A 19,781-nucleotide genomic window follows, 5' to 3' on the forward strand; every position below is an offset into this window, starting at 1 on the left:
CAAATCCGACTATGGCATTATTAAATTTTCAGAAGCCCGATAAAGTTATAATGATAGATTCTTCAGATTTCGAAGGCAAATTTGAATTTCGCCCTTTGGAACCTGGTTATGGTTTGACTGTTGGGAACGCCTTGCGAAGGGTATTGCTTTCTTCTTTGGAAGGATTTGCAATTACATCCGTAAGAATTGATAAAGTAGAGCATGAATTTTCGGTTATTGAAGGTGTTGTAGAAGATGTCACCGAGATCATTCTAAACCTTAAACAAGTTCGATTTAAAAGACAAATTGAAGATGTTAATGAGGAAACCGTTTCCATATCTGTAAGTGGTAAGGAACAACTTACTGCAGGAGATTTTCAAAAATTTATCTCTGGTTATCAGGTGTTAAACCCGGACCTTGTTATTTGCAACATGGATCCGAAGGTGAGCATAAATATGGAGATAATCATTGAAAAAGGTCGTGGTTATGTACCTGCGGAAGAAAATAAAAAGTCTAATGCACCTTTGGGAAGTATAGCTGTCGATTCAATTTTTACTCCGGTAAAAAATGTAAAATACAGCATTGAAAACTTCCGTGTTGAGCAAAAAACGGATTATGAGAAATTGGTATTTGAGATCGTTACCGATGGTTCTATTCATCCAAAAGATGCATTGACGGAAGCGGCTAAAGTACTCATACACCATTTCATGTTGTTTTCTGATGAGCGTATTACTCTTGAAGCTGATGAAATAGCGCAAACAGAGACCTATGATGAAGAATCTCTGCATATGCGTCAGCTTTTAAAGACCAAACTTGTGGATATGGATCTTTCTGTCAGGGCATTAAATTGTTTAAAAGCTGCGGAAGTTGATACATTAGGAGATTTGGTTTCGTTCAATAAAAACGATTTAATGAAATTCAGGAACTTTGGTAAAAAATCATTGACAGAATTGGAAGAGCTGGTTATAAACAAAGGCCTCAATTTTGGAATGGATCTTTCAAAGTACAAATTAGATAAGGATTAATTTATCAATAAAGACGGGGCTTTTCCTGTTTTTAGTAAGCATTTATATAAGTAACGATGAGACACGGTAAAAAAGTCAATCACTTAGGTAGAAAGTCAGCTCATAGAAAAGCTATGTTGGCTAACATGGCTTGTTCTTTGATTGAACATAAAAGAATTAATACAACTGTGGCAAAGGCTAAAGCCTTAAAGCAGTTTATAGAGCCATTAATAACTAAATCAAAGGCGGAGAATAATCAGACTACAGAAAAAGGAACACACAACAGACGTATCGCATTTAAAAACCTTAGGGATAAGTATGCGGTTACAGAATTATTTGGAAGTGTTTCTGATAAGGTAGGTGAGCGACCAGGAGGTTATACCCGAATTATTAAATTAGGAAATAGGCTTGGCGATAACGCAGATATGGCAATGATAGAACTTGTAGACTATAATGAGATTTACAATTCTGAAAAAATTGCTAAAAAGAAAACTACAAGAAGAAGTAGAAGAGGAAAAAAGGCCGATGAGGTGGCAGTTGAAACTGCTAAGGAAACAACAGTAGCTGAAACCGCTAAGGAAACAGCAGTAGCTGAAGAGACTGCAGAAGCAGCAGTAGTTGAAGAGACTGTGGAAACAGTAGCGGAAGAAATAAAGGAGACAGAGTCTGTAGAAACCGAGGAGGCGACTCAAGAAATTGAGGAGGTTAAAAAACCAAAGGCAGCTAAAGAAGAAGCGTCAGAACCTGAAACAACTGAGCCAGAAGATTCCGAAGAAGAAAAAAATGATTCAAAAGCATAAATTGTTTATAAAATCATTAATATTTAATAAAGGATAGACCTAAAAGTCTATCCTTTTTTTATGTTTATTTGTGAAATGTAATCTTATTTAACACTATGAAGTATCAATCAAAAAAAAGAGCACTATTATTATTGGAAGACGGCACTATTTTCTTTGGTAAGGCAGTAGGCAACAAAGAAGGAACTGCTTATGGAGAAGTTTGTTTTAATACCGGGATGACTGGATATCAGGAAATATTTACAGATCCTTCTTATTTCGGTCAACTCATGGTTACTACAAACGCACACATAGGTAATTATGGGACCAACAGGGATGAGGTTGAATCCGGTTCGGTAAAAATAGCGGGATTGATATGTAAGAATTTCAGCTATGAGTATTCAAGACCGATTGCAGACCAAAGTCTGGAGGATTTTTTGGAAGCAAGCAACCTGTTTGCTATTTCCGATGTAGATACCAGAGCCCTGGTAAGCCATATACGAGATCAGGGTGCTATGAATGCGGTGATCTCAACCGAAGTTGAAGACATAGACAGCTTGAGGGAATCCTTAAAAAAAGTACCCAATATGGAAGGATTAGAGCTTGCTTCGAAAGTATCAACCACAGAACCTTATTTTTATGGAAATGAGAATGCTCAATACAAAATAGCAGCCTTGGATATTGGAATAAAAAATAATATTTTACGTAATCTGGCTAAAAGAGATGCTTATATAAAAATATTTCCCTACAATGCTACCTATGAAGAAATGAACGACTGGCAACCTGATGGGTTTTTTATTTCCAACGGGCCCGGGGACCCGGAACCTTTGCATGAAGCTGTCGAGGTAGCTCGTAAGATCATGGCTAATGATAAACCTTTATTTGGAATTTGCCTCGGTCACCAGGTTATCGCATTGGCTAATGGTATATCTACTTATAAAATGCATAATGGGCATAGAGGGATAAACCATCCGGTACTGAACCTTTTAACAGGCAAAGGTGAAATTACCTCTCAAAATCATGGGTTTGCCATAAGCAGGGATGAAACGGAGTCTAATCCGGAAATTGAAATTACCCATGTCCATCTAAACGACAAAACAGTGGCAGGTATCAGGGTAAAAAATAAAAATGTTTTTTCTGTTCAATATCATCCTGAAGCTAGTCCGGGACCTCATGATGCAGAATATCTTTTTGATCAATTTTTTGAAATGATCACTTCCAATGTTAATAAAGATACATTGGTTTAAGGAATTGTTATATTCCGGTCTTTGTGAGGCCCGATATAGCATTGGGTCCATACTCCTTTTGTATCTTTGTCAAATAATTCAACCTTAAAATTTAACAATATGAGTACCATAATTGATGTGCATGCAAGGCAGATTCTCGATTCCAGAGGAAATCCGACCGTAGAAGTAGATGTTATAACCGAAAATGGCGTTTTAGGACGCGCAGCAGTTCCTTCCGGTGCTTCTACCGGTGAACATGAAGCTGTTGAATTACGTGATGGAGGGAAGGCCTTTATGGGTAAGGGAGTAACGAAAGCTGTGGAAAATGTAAATAATATATTAGCCAAAAAAATAATTGGGATGTTGGTTTTTGATCAAAACCTAATAGACCATACCATGATAGAACTTGATGGTACTCCGAATAAATCTAAATTAGGAGCCAATGCAATCTTAGGAGTGTCTTTAGCAGTTGCCAAAGCAGCTGCTAATGAGCTGGGAATGTCTTTGTACAGATATGTAGGTGGTGTTAGTGCTAACACTTTGCCGGTGCCTATGATGAATATAATTAATGGTGGCTCGCATTCAGATGCGCCCATAGCCTTCCAGGAATTTATGATTATGCCAATCAAAGCAAAGAGCTTTTCGCATGCTATGCAAATGGGGACGGAAATATTTCATAATCTTAAAAAAGTATTGCACGATAGAGGCTTAAGCACTGCGGTAGGTGATGAAGGTGGGTTTGCGCCTACATTGGATGGTACCGAAGATGCGATAGAGACTATTGGACTGGCTGTTAAAAATGCGGGATATTCTTTTGGTGATGAGGTTATGATTGCACTTGATTGTGCAGCAGCAGAATTCTATGAGAATGGGAAGTATGATTATACCAAATTTGAAGGAGATTCTGGTGCCATTCGGACCTCAGAAGAACAGGCAGCTTATTTAGCTGATCTCAGTAAAAAATACCCTATTATATCCATTGAAGACGGGATGGATGAAAACGACTGGGATGGCTGGAAGACATTAACTGATATGATTGGTGATAGCGTTCAATTAGTTGGAGACGATTTGTATGTTACTAATGTTGAGAGATTATCAAGGGGAATCAAGAATGGCATTGCCAATTCAATACTAATAAAAGTTAATCAGATTGGCACACTTACAGAAACTATTGCCGCTGTGAATATGGCTAAAAATGCGGGATATACTTCCGTAATGTCTCACAGGTCAGGTGAAACTGAAGATAATACTATTGCAGATTTAGCCGTAGCACTTAACACCGGTCAGATAAAAACAGGTTCGGCTTCCAGAAGTGATCGTATGGCTAAATATAACCAATTGTTGCGGATAGAAGAAGAACTGGGTGATGTGGCCTATTATCCGCAGGAAAAAGCATTTAAGTTAGGATAGAGATAATCCTCAATATTATAAAAGCCTTTCTTAGATAGAAAGGCTTTTTTTTTATAAAATGAATACATCAAAGTAATTCTATAACATATCTTGAATTAGAAGACTATTTTAATGAGAAATATTCTGTGTGGAAGTACTAAGGGAATCTAAATAAAAATAGTTATTTGAACATAGAAGCAGCTATTATTTAGATCAATTATTTTTCTTCAAGTTTTACACTTCTTATTCCCCTCAGTAATTGTTAACGTCCTTCCTTTTTCTTAAATTTACAACACCGTTCTATTAATCAAAATCAAGCATATGTCCGAAAAAGCTACATTGCAAGTTAATGGGGAAAAGTATGAATTTCCTGTTGTCGAAGGTACTGAAAATGAATTAGCCATTGATATTAAAACCTTACGTTCGTCTAGTGGTATTATCACCCTGGATCCCGGATATAAGAATACGGGTTCCTGTGAAAGTGCCATTACTTTTTTAGATGGGGAGAAAGGTATTCTAAGGTATCGTGGCTATGCTATTGAAGAATTGGCGGAGAAAGCAGATTTTCTTGAAGTTGCATACCTGCTCATTTTTGGAGAATTACCAAACGAGGAGCAACTAATAAAATTTGATAAGGATATTAAAGCAGAGTCACATGTAGATGAGGAAATGAAAAAAATCCTTGATGGATTTCCAAAATCGGCGCATCCAATGGGTGTTTTATCATCTTTGACCAGTGCTCTGATCGCTTTTAATCCAAGTTCTGTAAACGTCACTTCAGAAGAGGATATGTATCATGCAATAGTTCGGATTTTAGCTAAATTTCCTGTCCTGGTTGCCTGGACACTCCGCAAGAAAAAAGGTCTGCCACTGGAATATGGAAGTAGTTCATTGGGTTATGTGGAAAATATTCATAAAATGATGTTTAGAAGGCCTGATCAGGATTATCATAAGAATGAAATCGTAATTGAAGCTTTGGACAAACTATTAATTCTTCATGCAGATCATGAGCAGAATTGTTCTACATCTACTGTTAGAATAGTTGGTTCTTCTCATGCAGGATTATTTGCTTCCCTGTCTGCTGGCATATCTGCACTTTGGGGCCCTTTACATGGGGGTGCTAATCAGGCCGTGCTGGAAATGCTTCAAGCTATTGATGAGGATGGAGGTGACACCAGAAAATATATGGCCAAGGCCAAGGACAAAAACGACCCGTTCAGACTTATGGGATTTGGACACAGGGTGTATAAGAATTTCGACCCCAGGGCTAAAATTCTTAAAAAAGCGGCTGATGAGGTTTTGGGAGATCTTGGTATTGAGGATCCCATATTGGATATTGCCAAGGGTCTGGAGAAAGAAGCTTTGGAAGACCAGTACTTTGTAGATCGGAAGTTGTATCCCAATGTAGATTTCTATTCTGGAATTATCTACCGGGCTTTAGGAATACCTGTAGATATGTTCACGGTAATGTTTGCTTTGGGCCGTCTTCCGGGATGGATAGCCCAATATAGAGAAATGAGGCTAAGAGGTGAACCAATTGGAAGACCACGGCAGATATATATCGGAGAAAATTTAAGACCTTTTAAAGAAGTTAACAAAAGATAGACTTACATAGACAATACAAATGCTGCATTTAAACGTCTATGATGAGACATCCAGGTTAAGATCTGTTTTATTGGGAACAGCTCAAAGTAGTGGTCCTGTTCCAAAGCCGGAAGACGCTTATGATCCTAAATCTCTGGAGCATATCCTGGCAGGTACATATCCCCTTGAGAAAGATATGATTACTGAAATGGAGGCATTTGCCGCTGTTTTAATGAAATATGGTGTAGAAGTTTACAGGCCCGAGATAATAGCTGATTGTAACCAGATTTTTTCTAGGGATATTGCATTTGTTATAGAAGATAAACTCATCAAAGCAAATATACTTCCACATAGGGAGGAGGAATTTCAGGCCATTCTTCATGTTCTTGAATTTATTGCCCTGGAAAACATATTATATCCACCGAAGGAAGTTCATATAGAAGGCGGGGATGTAATGCCATGGAAGGATTACATTTTTATTGGCACCTATACCGGTCATGATTACCCGGATTATATTACGGCAAGAACCAATTGGGAAGGTGTGGAATACATCAGAAAGATGTTTCCTCACAAAAAGGTTAAATCCTTTGAATTGCGCAAATCAATCAGTAATCCAAAAGAAAACGCCCTGCATCTCGATTGCTGTTTTCAACCCATTGGACATGATAAGGCCATCATTCATAAAAATGGATTCCTGATCGAAGAAGAATATGAATGGCTGGTTTCACATTTTGGCAGGGAAAATATCTTTGAAATCACCGGCGATGAAATGTATCACATGTTTAGCAATGTATTTTCCATAAGTCCGGATGTTATTGTCTCCGAGAGAAATTTTACAAGGCTGAATAATTGGCTTAGAGATCAGGGTTTTACTGTGGAGGAAATACCATATGCCGAGGTCTCTAAACAAGGCGGGTTGTTAAGATGCAGTACCATGCCTTTAGTCCGGGACTAATACTTTTGTTCTGCACATTCTTATAATTCTTAATGTACTACAAGAATTGATCGGTTAAATTTGCCCATTAAAAATTACTTTTACCTCTTTTTAATTTTTGGCACTTCTGTTTAAGAATTTGATTAATGATTAATATCTTTTGCCAAACAGTACTGCTATACCATAAGTTGAAATTTGTAGCAAAATGATTTGCGAATTGGTTACTTTTATCCAGAATTTTTAAGAAGCTAATGGAACAGATTACCAACACCATTTTGATGATTCGCCCGGTACAATTTCGTATGAACGAACAGACCGCGGTGAATAACTATTTTATGGAAGATATCGACATCAAAAACAGTACAATTAACCTAAAGGCACAGCAGGAGTTTGATACCTTTGTTGATGTTTTAAGGGCTAAAGGAATTGAGGTAATAGTAGTTGAGGATACGCCTGAGCCTGATACACCCGATTCAATTTTTCCAAACAACTGGATTTCTTTTCATTCAAATGGTACGGTAGTCATTTATCCGATGTTCGCCGAAAATCGCAGAAAGGAGCGAAGAGAAGATATACTTGATATTCTTGAAGCCAATGGTTTCCGGATAGAGCATATAATAGACTATACTTCTGCGGAAAAAGAAGGACTTTTTTTGGAAGGTACAGGAAGCATTTTAATGGACCGTGTAAATCAAAAAGCGTATTGTGCACTTTCTGACCGGGCGCATGAAGAATTGGTAATTGAGTTTTGTGAAGACTTCGAATGTACTCCTGTTATTTTTACTGCAAATCAATCTGTTAATGGAGAGCGATTACCTATATACCATACCAATGTTATGATGTGTTTGGGAGAGTCCTACGCCGTAATTTGTTTAGAATCTATAGATGATAAGAATGAAAGGAAAAACGTTGTAGATCATCTTAAACAAGACGGGAAAGAGATTATCAGCATCACTGAGGAACAAATGCATCACTTCGCAGGAAATATGCTCCAGGTAGCCGGAGCGTCAGATCAACGATATCTGGTAATGAGTTCTGCGGCTTATAACAGCCTCCGACCGGATCAGATTAGTATTTTGGAAAAGTATAACCCTATAGTGCATAGCACTTTAGACACCATTGAGACCTGCGGTGGCGGTAGTGCACGTTGTATGATGGCAGAGGTATTTTTACCAAGACCTTAATGTTAAAACGCTTTAGCCTCACGAATTCTTATTTATTACATCTTTCATAAATAAGGTTATCCTAATTACCATAAAAAGGGCAAAGATGTTATAAGAGTAATTTTTGAACTGCCACAAGGACATCAATATGTGGTTTGGAATGACCTAATAAAATGTCCAGTCTGTCAGGAATATTTATCCGGGATCCTATTCGCCCAATTCTACCAGGTCTGATTATTTTAACAAATACAGCTTATTTATCAGAAACTGTAAATTCTCGAATAGCTTTATTGGGTTCCATAATATCATATCCTTCCCAGAATTCAGGATTGTAACTGGAAAGGTATGTGGCTTTAACAGCTTCATTTTCAACCGAATTGGAAAATTCCCCAGTGCTAATTAGCTTGGAATCAAAGACTACTAATTCGTATTTTTCGGTATTGAAATTAATAATATCCAGCTCCATAGACAATTCATTTTGCTTCCTTCTTCCCTTTACATACTTGTTTTTCTCTATTACACTCAAAGGCCTTCTTACACCCATTTTACGCCCGAATACCTTATCAATAAATCTTAAATCGTACTTATTATTACTTCCCTTACTGAAAATAGTGGTTCCTTTATAGGTGATTTCTTCATAGGAGAACCCCAATAATTTTATTCTTTTCAATGAATTTACGTTCTCATAGTCTATTCGCATTATTGCAAAATCTTCTATGTTTACATAGATTGTTCCTCTAAAGTCTTCAGACCTTTTTGGATCAAATGCTATCACATATACGCCCTCGTCTTCTATGGCTGTATATCCTTTTAGTCTAAATTCATAGCGGTTAGATTTGTCAATAAAATTTAGCTTGGTCTTATCATTGTAGAAGAGTTCAGAATATAGATCGTGCAGTTGATTTTTTTTGGATGACAGAAAATGTTTATTGCCCTCATCTTTGAGTTCATCTTCTATCTCAGCAGTCTCGTCTGAAGAATCGAATATTGAATCTAACTCGACTTTTTGACCAAACCAGCCCGATTTAATTTTTAGATAGGAATCGGGTTTTACATTTTCTTTAAAAATACGCTCTAATTTAGCCGAAAGAGCTTCCATAGACCCTTCATTATTTTTATCGTATAATTCAGCGGCCTTTTCTATATATAAGCGGTGCTCGTCTGGTTTTCTGTAAAAATCACACAGACTTTCTGTATAGTAGGACGCATTTCTTGGCAAAATGGAGATCACACTATCCAGAAATTTTTTATTAAGCTCTTCAATGGTCGATTTTTCAAACTCAATATCTAGCTTAGTCATGGTATTTAGGCTGGATTGCCTAAAGAACAAGCGCTGTTTTATGGGTTCTCTATTGTAGTTTATCGGTAAATTTTCTTTTACTTTTTCAATGATTTCATCAACACTGAGATCATTGTTAAATAGATATACTTCATTTAGTTCAATAGCCTTTGGTTCTATATATATAACACTATCCAAAGCAGCCTTGAAGTGGATTGCTGTTTTTTTATAACCCATACTGGATATATAGATGGAATCTTGCTGTTCCAGCCTGGAGCTCAGATTTATACTGAACCTGCCTTCCTCATTCGTGATAATACCGCGATTTTCGGCAAATTGTACCGTTGCATATGGAATGCCTTCGTTTGTTTTGGTGTCTACTACCCTGGAGGAAATAGATTGGCCATATATTGATATAGAAGCAAGTAGGAATATGTGAATAAAAATGTTAGATATGGGTTTGCTCATAAGTAATATTCTTGATTAATATTTCAACTAAGACGAAGTAACCTTATAAAACGTTACTAACTTTTATAATTAATTATGCTTTTGCCAGATTTTTTATCATTCCTCCAAAAATGAAATAATGAAAAGGTAGTACACTATACCAGTATAGCCTGCCTTTTAGCCCTCTTGGCCTAAAGGTAGCCGTCTGATGCAATACATTGTCTTCATCAATTCTAAATTCTAACCAGGCTTCCCCGGGCAAACGCATTTCCGCAAATAACAGAAGTCGTTTGTTTTTTTTATCGGCTAATAGAACTCGCCAAAAATCCAGGGCATCTCCTGGAAAGATTTTATCAGGATGTGTACGCCCGCGTCTTAGTCCAACACCACCTGTAAGTTTATCTATAAACCCCCTGAACCTCCATAACCAATTGGCATAGTACCAACCATTATCTCCGCCAATCTTCCATATATTCTTTAAAACCGCTTCCGTATCCTGCACTTTTAGTTTTTTCTCGTCTTTAAGAACACCGTATTTAGGTACCTGGATAAACTTGCCCAGATTTTGATTTAACCTTCCGCTAATCATACTATCCTTCCAGCTACTTACAACCTGGTTTTGTTCAATTTTTATAAAGGCCATATCTATCGCCTCCTCATAAGTATGGGTTTTTATCCCCAATAATTGTTCCAGTTGGTTGTCCTTTGCCACTACTTCAATTTTCATGCTGTCTACAAGGTTTAAAGCCAATTTATAAGAAGTTGAAGTAATAAAATACAACCAATAAGAAGATAACTTAGGGGTCATTACGGGAACAGTAATAATCCAGTTTTTAAAGCCCCTTTTCCGAGCGTAACGCTGTAGCATTTGCTTGTAGGTAAGGACATCCGGGCCGGCAATGTCAAAAGATCGATTGTATGTTTTTCTGTTACCCAGCACACCGGTCAGAAAAAGCATGACATCCCTAATAGCAATAGGCTGGGTTTTTGTGAGGACCCATTTAGGTGTAATCATAACCGGTAACTTTTCACAGAGGTCACGAAGTATTTCAAAAGATGAGCTCCCGGATCCTATAATAATCCCTGCTCTGAGTACAGTAAGGTTATATTCACCTTTAGATAATATCTCCTCAACATTTTTCCTGGACCAAAGGTGTTTTGACAGATTCTCATCATTTACGATACCGCTTAGGTAAATGACCTGTTCTACCTTGGTTTTATTTATATAGCTGTTAAAATTATGCGCTGTCCTGGCTTCCATTTCATCAAAATCGCGGATGGATGAGCTCATGGAATGAATTAGAAAATAAGCAACATCAATATCTACCGGTATTTTTCCTTCCTCAACAGCGTCTAAAAAATCGATTTCAATAATTGTAACCTTAGCGCGCGTCTCAGCATCTATGGAAAGGCGTTCCTTGTTGCGGACGGCACAAATTAATTCATGTCCCTCATTCAGAAGCAGCGGCAATAAACGCATTCCAATATATCCGTTAGCTCCGGTTATTAGTATTTTCATAGGTTATAAATCTTCAATAGAGGTTGGTAGGTTGTCCGCTTTAAAATCCAGTATTTTTTTAAAGAACTTCTGAATAGCTTTGGTATCTGATTTCACTTTTATAAAGTAATGGTCGCGAAAGATTGAATATATAGCAAAATCACCTTTATAGATGGTAAGTTTATAATATGGAATTACCAGTGCATAGGTCTCTAAAAGGGATCGAAATCGCACAATTATCCCTTTTGGACGCATTTCCACGTTACAACTATTCAAATTATTATCTAAAAGAAGGAGATTTCCAATTTCTATACTGGTTTCGGTTATAAATAGTTTGGGAGATCCTATTCCATTCATCGCCCACCGTTCTTTTAATGTAAAGGGTTTACCTACTTCACTATCAATTCTCCTTGTAAGATCGCTGTTATTATAAGATACGTTTACCAGCATGGTTTTAATTTATTCTATATTCTATTCAATGACAGTACTTCCTGAATGTAGCAATTTTCAACAAAGTTGACGAAAACTCCATATTTTTGTAAACACCAAAGGCTACGAGCTATAAAAGTCTAAAAATTCATTAGTTTTGCAGCCTTAATTGGGGAAATTTTATGAATATTCAGGAGGTTATCGAGAATAAGGTGATAGAGGCAGTAGCTTCTATGTATGATATGACATTACCCTCTGTTGAATTTCAACCTACCAGAAAAGATTTTGAGGGAGATATTACCGTAGTTGTTTTTCCCATGCTTCGCTATATAAAGGGTAATCCCGAGCAAATTGGAATTCAAATAGGCACCTATTTGGAGAAGGAACTAAATGAGGTTAAGGAATTTAATGTAATTAAGGGATTTTTGAACTTAGTGATTACTGATAATTACTTCAAGAAATTTTTTAATTCCATAAAAAATGAGGAAAGTTATGGACGCAAGCCGGAGCAGGATAGAAATGCGATCTTAGTAGAATATTCTTCACCCAACACCAATAAACCGCTGCATCTTGGTCATATCCGGAATAATTTACTTGGTTATTCTGTGGCAGAAATTCTAAAAGCTGACGGGAATAGGGTATATAAAACACAGATCATTAATGACAGGGGTATACATATCTGTAAAAGTATGCTTGCCTGGCAAATGTTTGGAAATGGGGAAACTCCTGAGAGTACAGGATTAAAGGGCGATAAATTGGCCGGCTTGTATTACGTAAAATTTGACAAGGTCTATAAGGAAGAAGTGGAGAAGCTTGTGGCAGCCGGAAAGGATAAAATAAAGGCCGAACGCGAAGCTCCAATGCTTCTAAAAGCCCAGGAAATGCTTCGCAAGTGGGAAGCCGGAGATGCTGAAGTAGTGAAGCTTTGGAAGAAAATGAATAGCTGGGTGTATGCAGGCTTTGATGAGACTTACGCAAATTTGGGAGTAAATTTTGATAAACTCTATTACGAGAGTGAGACTTATTTGTTGGGGAAAGATGTTATTGCCGAAGGGATAGAGAATGGAATATTTTACACGAAGGAAGACGGGAGTGTATGGATAGACCTCACCGATGAGGGACTGGATGAGAAAATTGTTCTTAGGGCAGACGGTACAGCTGTGTATATGACACAGGATATTGGCACCGCTATTCAGCGTGTAAAAGATTTTCCGGATATTGGAGGAATGGTATATACCGTGGGCAATGAACAAGATTATCATTTTAAGGTATTGTTCCTGATCCTAAAGAAGCTCGGTTATTCCTGGGCGCAACATTTATACCATCTGAGTTATGGGATGGTTGACTTGCCGGAGGGAAAAATGAAAAGCAGGGAAGGTACTGTGGTTGATGCGGATGATCTGATTGACGAAATGACCAATACTGCTGCCCAAATCTCTGAGGAATTGGGGAAACTGGATGATTACTCTGAAGAAGAAAGAAAAAAACTATATCGCATCATTGGCCTGGGAGCATTAAAGTATTATATATTAAAGGTTGATCCAAAAAAGAGAATTTTATTTAACCCTGAGGAATCGGTGGATTTTCAGGGAAATACGGGCCCCTTTATTCAATATACTTATGCCAGGATTCAATCTATTCTTCGCAAAGCAAACCTGAGTGCAGATGATCTTGTAAAAAAACTAGGTGAGAGTGTTGGGCTACATCCAAAAGAAAAGGAATTAATAAAACTACTGGAAATCTATCCTGATACTGTAAAACTTGCCGCTGAAAATTACAGCCCGGCCTTAATTGCCAACTATACGTATGATCTGGTTAAGGAGTTCAATTCATTTTATCAACAGGTCTCTATATTAGGTGAATCGGAGGAAGAGATAAGGGTATTTAGAGTACAGCTTGCAAAGAAAGTGGGAGAGGTAATTAAATCTGCTTTTAAGCTGCTTGGTATTGAAGTTCCTGTTAGAATGTGAAACACCGAAACTAAAGTGATATATACCGGTAGTTGTAAAAACCTTCTTGCATTTTTATTAATAATTTGAACCGTAAAGGCTCAAAAGGATACCCTAAAACTGACATTGGGCGTGAATCCTAAGGAAACACTTTCAATGGTCACTATTTCGTCCTGATCGTTTAGTCTGTAGTAGGTATTTAAAATGTTTTCCTTATTCAGAATATTTAAGATGGATACACCTGCTGTGGCCTTTACCCTTTGTGAAATACCAAAGTTGTAAATAGCGGAGGCATCAGCCCTTAAGTAATCAGGTAGCCTGCTGCTGTTTGGTTCCTGATAATTAATAGATACTGGAAAAGTTGTAAAATCAATTCCGTCTGCTCCTTCCTGGGGCTTTGTAAAAGGTTTACCCGTTCTGTAATTAATTCCTATTCCAATTTTTAGATTTTCATAGGTATAGGTACTTGCAAAGGTTAGTGTATGCCGTATATCCAGATTATTAGGAAAAACATTAGGTACGATATCCTCGAAGGTATAATTATTTAAATTATAGGCATAGCTCAACCACGTACTGAAAAGATTGTTTTTGTGGTTTATTAAAAATTCCAACCCTTTCACATCGTACTTTCCAATTTCACCATTGAACTGATTTTGGTTCTGAAATCCCTGTGTTACCGTACTGATTCCATTTACTTCTTTATAATACCCTTCCAGGCCAACAAACCATTCTCCCTTATCATAATTTATACCCATAGAGCCTTGTTTACTTTTTACAATGGGCAAATTTGGATTTCCCGGAACCGTATCATTCTTATTGTTTGATAACATCCAGCGCCTTTTTTCTATCCCAAGAAAATTCTGTTCCAAATCAATTATTTGATTTGTGGTCTGGTTCTTAAATTCCCCTTTTACTTCCAATTGAAGATTTGGGTAGAGCGAATAACTTAGGTTTAAACGGGGTTCAGCAATAAATTCATCAAAATATTTCACATTTGCTATATAATTTAATCTGCCTCCACCTCTTGCAATTAATCTCTTATTGGGTGAAGCATATGAAATTTCACTGTACAAAGAATTTGTGCGTATGACGCCCTTAATGTTGCTTTCATAAGGAGGTTGTGTGACATCGGTAAAGTTGGTGATGCCAACTTCTGAAAATTGATATCCATTGAGCCAGTTTAAAGTAGGGGTGAGTTCGTAATTTGTATTTAATTTTATAGAGGTCTCTATTACCTCATTTCTTTGATCAAGAATTTGTTGTCCATTGTTTATCCGGTTCTCAGAATCAAGGTTATAGTTAGAATAATAAGCATTTAACTTTGTTGAGAACCTGTCTGTCCATTTACTTTCAAGATTTCCTCCAAAAGAAAGATTGGTTTGATTCAGATTGCTCTGGTCTGTTCTTGATGAACTTACAGTCGTTTCCGTGTATTCAAGATTGTTGTTGATATTAATAAAACTAAAGCGTGCCTTATGTTGATCGTTGATATCATATAATACTTTAGCGGTAAAATCATAGAAATAGAATGTTTCATCCTGATTTATATCAACATCGCTGTTTGGGTTAGGACTCCCTTCAACTTCGGTATCCTGAAAGGCTCTTTTAGAAAACTGCTTATAGGTTGGGGTGTTTAATATATCAGTAATGGAACGCCTCGCTGAAATTTGCAGCGCTAATTTATTTGAGATTGGAATCTGACCAAAGAGGTCTCCGCTGATCATGTTAATGCCCGCTCCACCAAAGAAATTACCTGCAATTTTATTTTTCGATTGCATATTAATGATTCCGCTAACCCCGTCTCCATATTCAGCGCTCGTCCCATCTTTTATTATGGTTACATGTTCGGTTAAATAGGGGTTAAAGGCAGAAATTAATCCGAAAAAATGACCGGATTGATACATTTTAATATCATCCCAAAGAATAAGATTTTGATCGTTTGTCCCTCCTCTGATATTAATATCTGATACGGTCTCATCTATACTTTTTATTCCAGGAAGGGCTTGCACGGTTTGAAGAACGTCGGGTTCTAAAAGTCCCGGGAGGATACCAAAGTCTTCAGTGTTGAGGGTAATACTGCCATCCGTTTGTTTGGTAAGTCCTGTGGTCAAAAATTTATAGACCACAACCTCATCCAGCTGTTGGTAGTTTAGGCTGAATAATAGGGTAGTACAGGGGTTTTTACTTACCAGATCCTCGGCAGTTACGTATTTTGGTTTAAAACCTATATGTTTTATTAGAATAGAGGCTTTCCTGGGGATGTTATTTAGAGAAAACCGGCCGTTTATGTCCGTTACCGTAGAAATGCTGCTGCCCAATACTTCTACAGATGCTCCTGAAGTGGTATTCTCACTGTAATTATCCAGGACAAATGCACAGATATCCACCGTAGTACTTTTGGAGAGCGTATAGTAGCGTTCACTGAGCTTCTTAATGATTAATTGAGTCTGATTCTGAATATCATTTAAAATATCCTGAAGAGAATTACCTTCAGGGGTATCTACAAGTAAAGGCTGAAGGTCCTCATCAACGTAAGAAAATTTTACATCAAAATCTTCCTCTAACTGACGGATATAGGAAACCAGACTAATATTTTTTGGGAAGGTGGCTACCTGTGCCCTGCCTGAAAAAAAGGCAAACAAAAGTATTAGGTATAAAAGTAGTATACTATTATGGCGCGTTTTCGGCATAGAATAGCACGTTGTTCCCCTCTAATTCATACTTTATCTGAGAAGGAGTACTGATACTCTGTAACGCCAAATTTATGTTTGTGTTGCTAAAAGAGCCTGTAAATAATTGCTCAAGATTAACATTTTGAGTTTTAATCTTAACGTCGTATTGTCTTTCAAACTCATCAAGGACATAATTCAACGGTATACTTTTAAAAGTACTTTCATTACTCATCCAAGAAGGAGTAGTGTTTACGGGGGATTCTGTTTTCAATACACTACCGTTAATTGCTATAAAAGAATTCCCGGCAGGAAGTTTTGTTTCTTCACCATTAAAAATGACGCTTACCAGGCCTTCATAACAGGTAACCTCAAAAAATCCTTTTCTGTTTTCAACATTAAATTGAGTACCCAATACGGTAACTAAACCATCATTGGTAGCAACCGTAAATTTTTGACCTTTAGCAACCTTAAAAAAAGCTTCCCCTCGCAGGGAGATATTTCGTTCTTTATCCCAGTTCTTTTCACTATAGGTTATCCTGGAATCGGCATTTAAGATAATCTCAGAATTATCCGGAAGCCTTACTTCACTGCGTTCTGCATATTGAGTAGAAACAGATTCATCTAAAGTTGATATATAAAAGTAAGACGCTATAAAAATAACTGCTATGGCAGCTGCAAGGCGCCATAACTTCCTTAAAGGATTCAACGTAATTACTTTAACATCTTTATTAAGCTTATTATTGTTGAGATCATTCAAGGCCTTATCCATATCAAAATCCGGTGCTTCCAAAGTACCACTGACCTCCATTAACTTCTCATAAGAAGCATACTCTGCAGATTTTTTAAATACTGCGAGTTCGTCCTCTGAGAGGTCATTATTCAGCCATTTTGCTAAGTAATTTTCTTGCATGATTTCTAGCTTTATAACATTAAAACAATTAATTCTTAAAAAACCCTACCCTCAAGGTTAAAAAAATTCTATATCACCTGGATTTTAGTCCCGGATATGACCGCTAAATACCTTCTATTTGATCTCTTAGTGCTTTTAAGGCCAGATGCATGCGCTTTTCAATAGCTTTTACACTTACACCCTCCATCTCTGCTATTTCTGCATATTTTTTGCCATCAATCCTATTTAATAAAAAAGTGGTTCTCTGATTTTCAGGAAGATTATTTAAGGCTCGATCCAGCTTTTCTTTATACTCTTTTTCTTCCAGCAAGAATTCCGGCGATTCATAAGAGGTGTTATTTGACCGGTCGGCATACTTTAAACGGACCTTTTCCGCTTTGATAACATTTAAATAAAGATTATTAGCGATCGTATACACATAAGACTTTGCTTTTTCAGGACTTACTTTAGCACAATTCTCCCATAACTTAACAAAAGCTTCCTGAACTACATCATATGCTTTCTCTTCGTTTCCGAATTTATAATATATATAGTTAAAAACCGTTTTGGAATTGGTTTTGAAAAGGCTGCTGAACACTTCCTCTTCACATACATTGTCCATAATTTTTAAAGTTCTTACAAATGGTTCTATTCCAAAGATATTTTAAAAAAAATTAAAAATGGAGTAGGGTATTTCAAATTCTAATTGTTTTAAAGTTGTACGAACAACAAAAAAATCCAAATCGTTATGAAAAAGTTTTTTAAATATTCATTGCAAACCCTACTTCTTGTAATGGCATTTTCATTTAATGCCTGTCAGGAAGCATTTGAAGAATTACCGCAACCAGATGAACAGCAGACTATAATTGCTAGTTCCTCTACAGCGAAGCTTATAGAAAATACTGCTTCCAATGACGGCTCCTTCGATAATATTGTAGATGGTGCAAGCTGTTTCGCTCTTGAATTTCCATATACCGTCAAGGCAAATGGAGTTACGATTACCATTGAATCTGAAGAAGGACTGCGCTTAATTGAAGAAATATTTGACGAATTAGAAGGTGATGAAGATATTCTTGAGATTATTTTCCCAATAGTCATTAAGCTTGCTGATTTTACCGTTATGGAAATTGAGGGTATAGATCAATTACGCGATTTAGCCAAGGACTGTATTGAAGGCGGACAGGATGATGACATAGAATGTATAGATTTTGTATACCCAATTACCATATACACTTTTGATCTCAATGAGGTTGAAACAGGTTCAGTTACTGTAGAGTCTGATAAAGACCTTAGAACATTTTTTGCCGGCCTGGACGAAAATGACCTGATCGGAATCGACTTTCCAATAGCCATGGAGCTTTACGATGGTACAAAGATTGAAGTGCGGAGTAATGCTGAACTGGCCAATGCACTTGAAATGGCTAAAGATGCATGTGATGAGGATGACGATAATGATTATAACGATGATGACTTTACTCAGGCGCGTTTGGAAAATCTATTGGTAGAATGTCCATGGTTGATTCATGAGGTGGAAAGAGATGAAGTAAATCAGACAGATCAGTACTTTGAATACTTAATGAATTTTACTGAAGATGGTGGTGTTACGGTTAAAGATAGAATGGGTAACAACATGATGGGAACCTGGAGTACACGAGTTACAGATTATGGAGTACTTATTAAACTTGAGTTTGATGTATTGGTCGATTTTAACCTTGAATGGTTCGTATACGAACTAGGAGAAGGTAAGATTAAACTCTATGCCGAAGGTGGAAACAGGATTATAATGAATATAGCTTGTGATCTTTTTAATACCGAGCCTACTACCTTAAGAGAGATCCTGAAAGAATGCAGCTGGGTTATAAAAAAGGTAAAAAACCAGGGTGAGGAAATTGACAGATTACTGGGTTATGAGTTTAACTTTTTACCAGAAGGTGTAATAACACTTGGTAACGGCGAAAACATATCTGAAGGGACATGGGAAATTACCACAAATGAACAAGGAAGGCTTGTGATGGCAATTACCATGGGATCAGAACCAGGAGTAAGTTTTGAATGGCCATTAGCTGACCTGAGAAATGACAGATTGAAGTTTGAAGTTGAAGATATAGGTTATGAATTGGTATTGCAGAGAGTTTGTGATGACAATAATAATGATGGTGATGTTCTTGAGATCAGAAACTTTATGATGGGCGGTGACTGGGTGGTTACCCTTTATGAAGACGGTGATATGATTGAAACGGGAAATTATGCCGGATATACCTTCAATTTCATGGCGAATCATCTAATAACTTCAACACTTTCAGAAACGGGTGTCTCGTATCCGGGTCTGTGGCGAGTGCTTAGAAATAGCGATTATGAACTTAAAGTATACCTGAACTTCGGCGATGTAGATCCTCTTGCTGAGCTTACAGAAGATTGGGAATTGGTTTCTATTACAAATACTCAAATAGTACTTAAGGATGTTAGCGGTGATAATGCCGGTATAGCTGAAAAAGTGAGTAAGTTGGTTTTTGAAAGACAATAGACAAATCCTTAACGGGAAAAATATTTAAAATACCTTATT

The 19,781-nt window shown here is 37.0% G+C and carries 14 protein-coding genes and 1 pseudogene; 9 read left to right on the forward strand and 6 right to left on the reverse strand.

Annotation, left to right across the window (positions count from 1 at the left end; translation table 11 throughout):
- The first annotated feature begins 11 nt into the window (after window positions 1-11).
- From Q0874_RS05530 to ctlX, 7 genes and pseudogenes are all read left to right on the forward strand, one after another.
- Window positions 12-1,004, forward strand: coding sequence for a DNA-directed RNA polymerase subunit alpha (locus Q0874_RS05530; protein ID WP_299160454.1), 993 nt, complete (start codon window positions 12-14; stop codon window positions 1,002-1,004).
- Window positions 1,005-1,060: 56 nt separating this feature from the next.
- Window positions 1,061-1,510 (forward strand): annotated as a pseudogene (gene rplQ, locus Q0874_RS05535) (50S ribosomal protein L17); the annotation flags it as partial.
- A gap of 368 nt (window positions 1,511-1,878) precedes the next feature.
- Entirely contained in the window at window positions 1,879-3,006 is a 1,128-nt protein-coding gene (carA, locus tag Q0874_RS05540; protein WP_299160456.1) for a glutamine-hydrolyzing carbamoyl-phosphate synthase small subunit, read from the forward strand.
- Window positions 3,007-3,105: 99 nt separating this feature from the next.
- Window positions 3,106-4,395 (forward strand): phosphopyruvate hydratase, encoded by a 1,290-nt coding sequence (gene eno, locus Q0874_RS05545; RefSeq protein WP_299160459.1) that lies wholly within the window; start codon window positions 3,106-3,108, stop codon window positions 4,393-4,395.
- Between the two features lie 300 nt (window positions 4,396-4,695).
- Window positions 4,696-5,979, forward strand: coding sequence for a citrate synthase (locus Q0874_RS05550; RefSeq protein ID WP_299160462.1), 1,284 nt, complete (start codon window positions 4,696-4,698; stop codon window positions 5,977-5,979).
- A 19-nt stretch (window positions 5,980-5,998) separates the two neighbouring features.
- Entirely contained in the window at window positions 5,999-6,913 is a 915-nt protein-coding gene (locus tag Q0874_RS05555) for a dimethylarginine dimethylaminohydrolase family protein (protein ID WP_299160464.1), read from the forward strand.
- Window positions 6,914-7,143: 230 nt separating this feature from the next.
- A complete protein-coding gene (gene ctlX, locus Q0874_RS05560) occupies window positions 7,144-8,076 on the forward strand; it encodes a citrulline utilization hydrolase CtlX (RefSeq protein ID WP_299160468.1) in 933 nt (310 codons plus the stop codon).
- Between the two features lie 232 nt (window positions 8,077-8,308).
- Here ctlX and Q0874_RS05565 read toward each other — a convergent pair whose 3' ends face one another.
- From Q0874_RS05565 to Q0874_RS05575, 3 genes are all read right to left on the reverse strand, one after another.
- Window positions 8,309-9,802: a carboxypeptidase-like regulatory domain-containing protein gene (locus tag Q0874_RS05565; RefSeq protein WP_299160471.1), complete on the reverse strand. Its 1,494-nt coding sequence runs from the start codon at window positions 9,800-9,802 to the stop codon at window positions 8,309-8,311.
- Between the two features lie 73 nt (window positions 9,803-9,875).
- Window positions 9,876-11,300 carry an SDR family oxidoreductase gene (locus Q0874_RS05570; RefSeq protein WP_299160474.1) on the reverse strand — a complete coding sequence of 475 codons (1,425 nt, stop codon included), beginning with the start codon at window positions 11,298-11,300 and terminating at the stop codon, window positions 9,876-9,878.
- Window positions 11,301-11,303: 3 nt separating this feature from the next.
- Entirely contained in the window at window positions 11,304-11,729 is a 426-nt protein-coding gene (locus Q0874_RS05575) for a hypothetical protein (RefSeq protein ID WP_299160476.1), read from the reverse strand.
- A gap of 161 nt (window positions 11,730-11,890) precedes the next feature.
- On the opposite strand from Q0874_RS05575, the gene argS reads away from it, so the two are divergent.
- On the forward strand, window positions 11,891-13,678 hold the full coding sequence (argS, locus tag Q0874_RS05580; RefSeq protein ID WP_299160479.1) for an arginine--tRNA ligase: 1,788 nt from the start codon (window positions 11,891-11,893) through the stop codon (window positions 13,676-13,678).
- 80 nt (window positions 13,679-13,758) lie between these two features.
- On the opposite strand, the gene Q0874_RS05585 is transcribed toward argS, so the two are convergent.
- From Q0874_RS05585 to Q0874_RS05595, 3 genes are all read right to left on the reverse strand, one after another.
- Window positions 13,759-16,347 (reverse strand): carboxypeptidase-like regulatory domain-containing protein, encoded by a 2,589-nt coding sequence (locus tag Q0874_RS05585; protein ID WP_299160482.1) that lies wholly within the window; start codon window positions 16,345-16,347, stop codon window positions 13,759-13,761.
- Complete coding sequence (locus Q0874_RS05590) at window positions 16,328-17,239, reverse strand: FecR family protein (RefSeq protein WP_299160484.1); 912 nt, start codon at window positions 17,237-17,239, stop codon at window positions 16,328-16,330. The genes Q0874_RS05585 and Q0874_RS05590 overlap by 20 nt, the downstream gene beginning before the upstream one ends.
- Before the next feature lie 103 nt (window positions 17,240-17,342).
- A complete protein-coding gene (locus Q0874_RS05595) occupies window positions 17,343-17,840 on the reverse strand; it encodes a sigma-70 family RNA polymerase sigma factor (protein WP_299160486.1) in 498 nt (165 codons plus the stop codon).
- A gap of 126 nt (window positions 17,841-17,966) precedes the next feature.
- Here Q0874_RS05595 and Q0874_RS05600 point away from each other — a divergent pair, with 126 nt between their 5' ends.
- Complete coding sequence (locus Q0874_RS05600) at window positions 17,967-19,742, forward strand: hypothetical protein (protein WP_299160488.1); 1,776 nt, start codon at window positions 17,967-17,969, stop codon at window positions 19,740-19,742.
- Window positions 19,743-19,781 lie beyond the last annotated feature (39 nt).

Origin of the sequence: uncultured Eudoraea sp., assembly GCF_947490415.1 — a bacterium.
GTDB lineage: Bacteria > Bacteroidota > Bacteroidia > Flavobacteriales > Flavobacteriaceae > Eudoraea.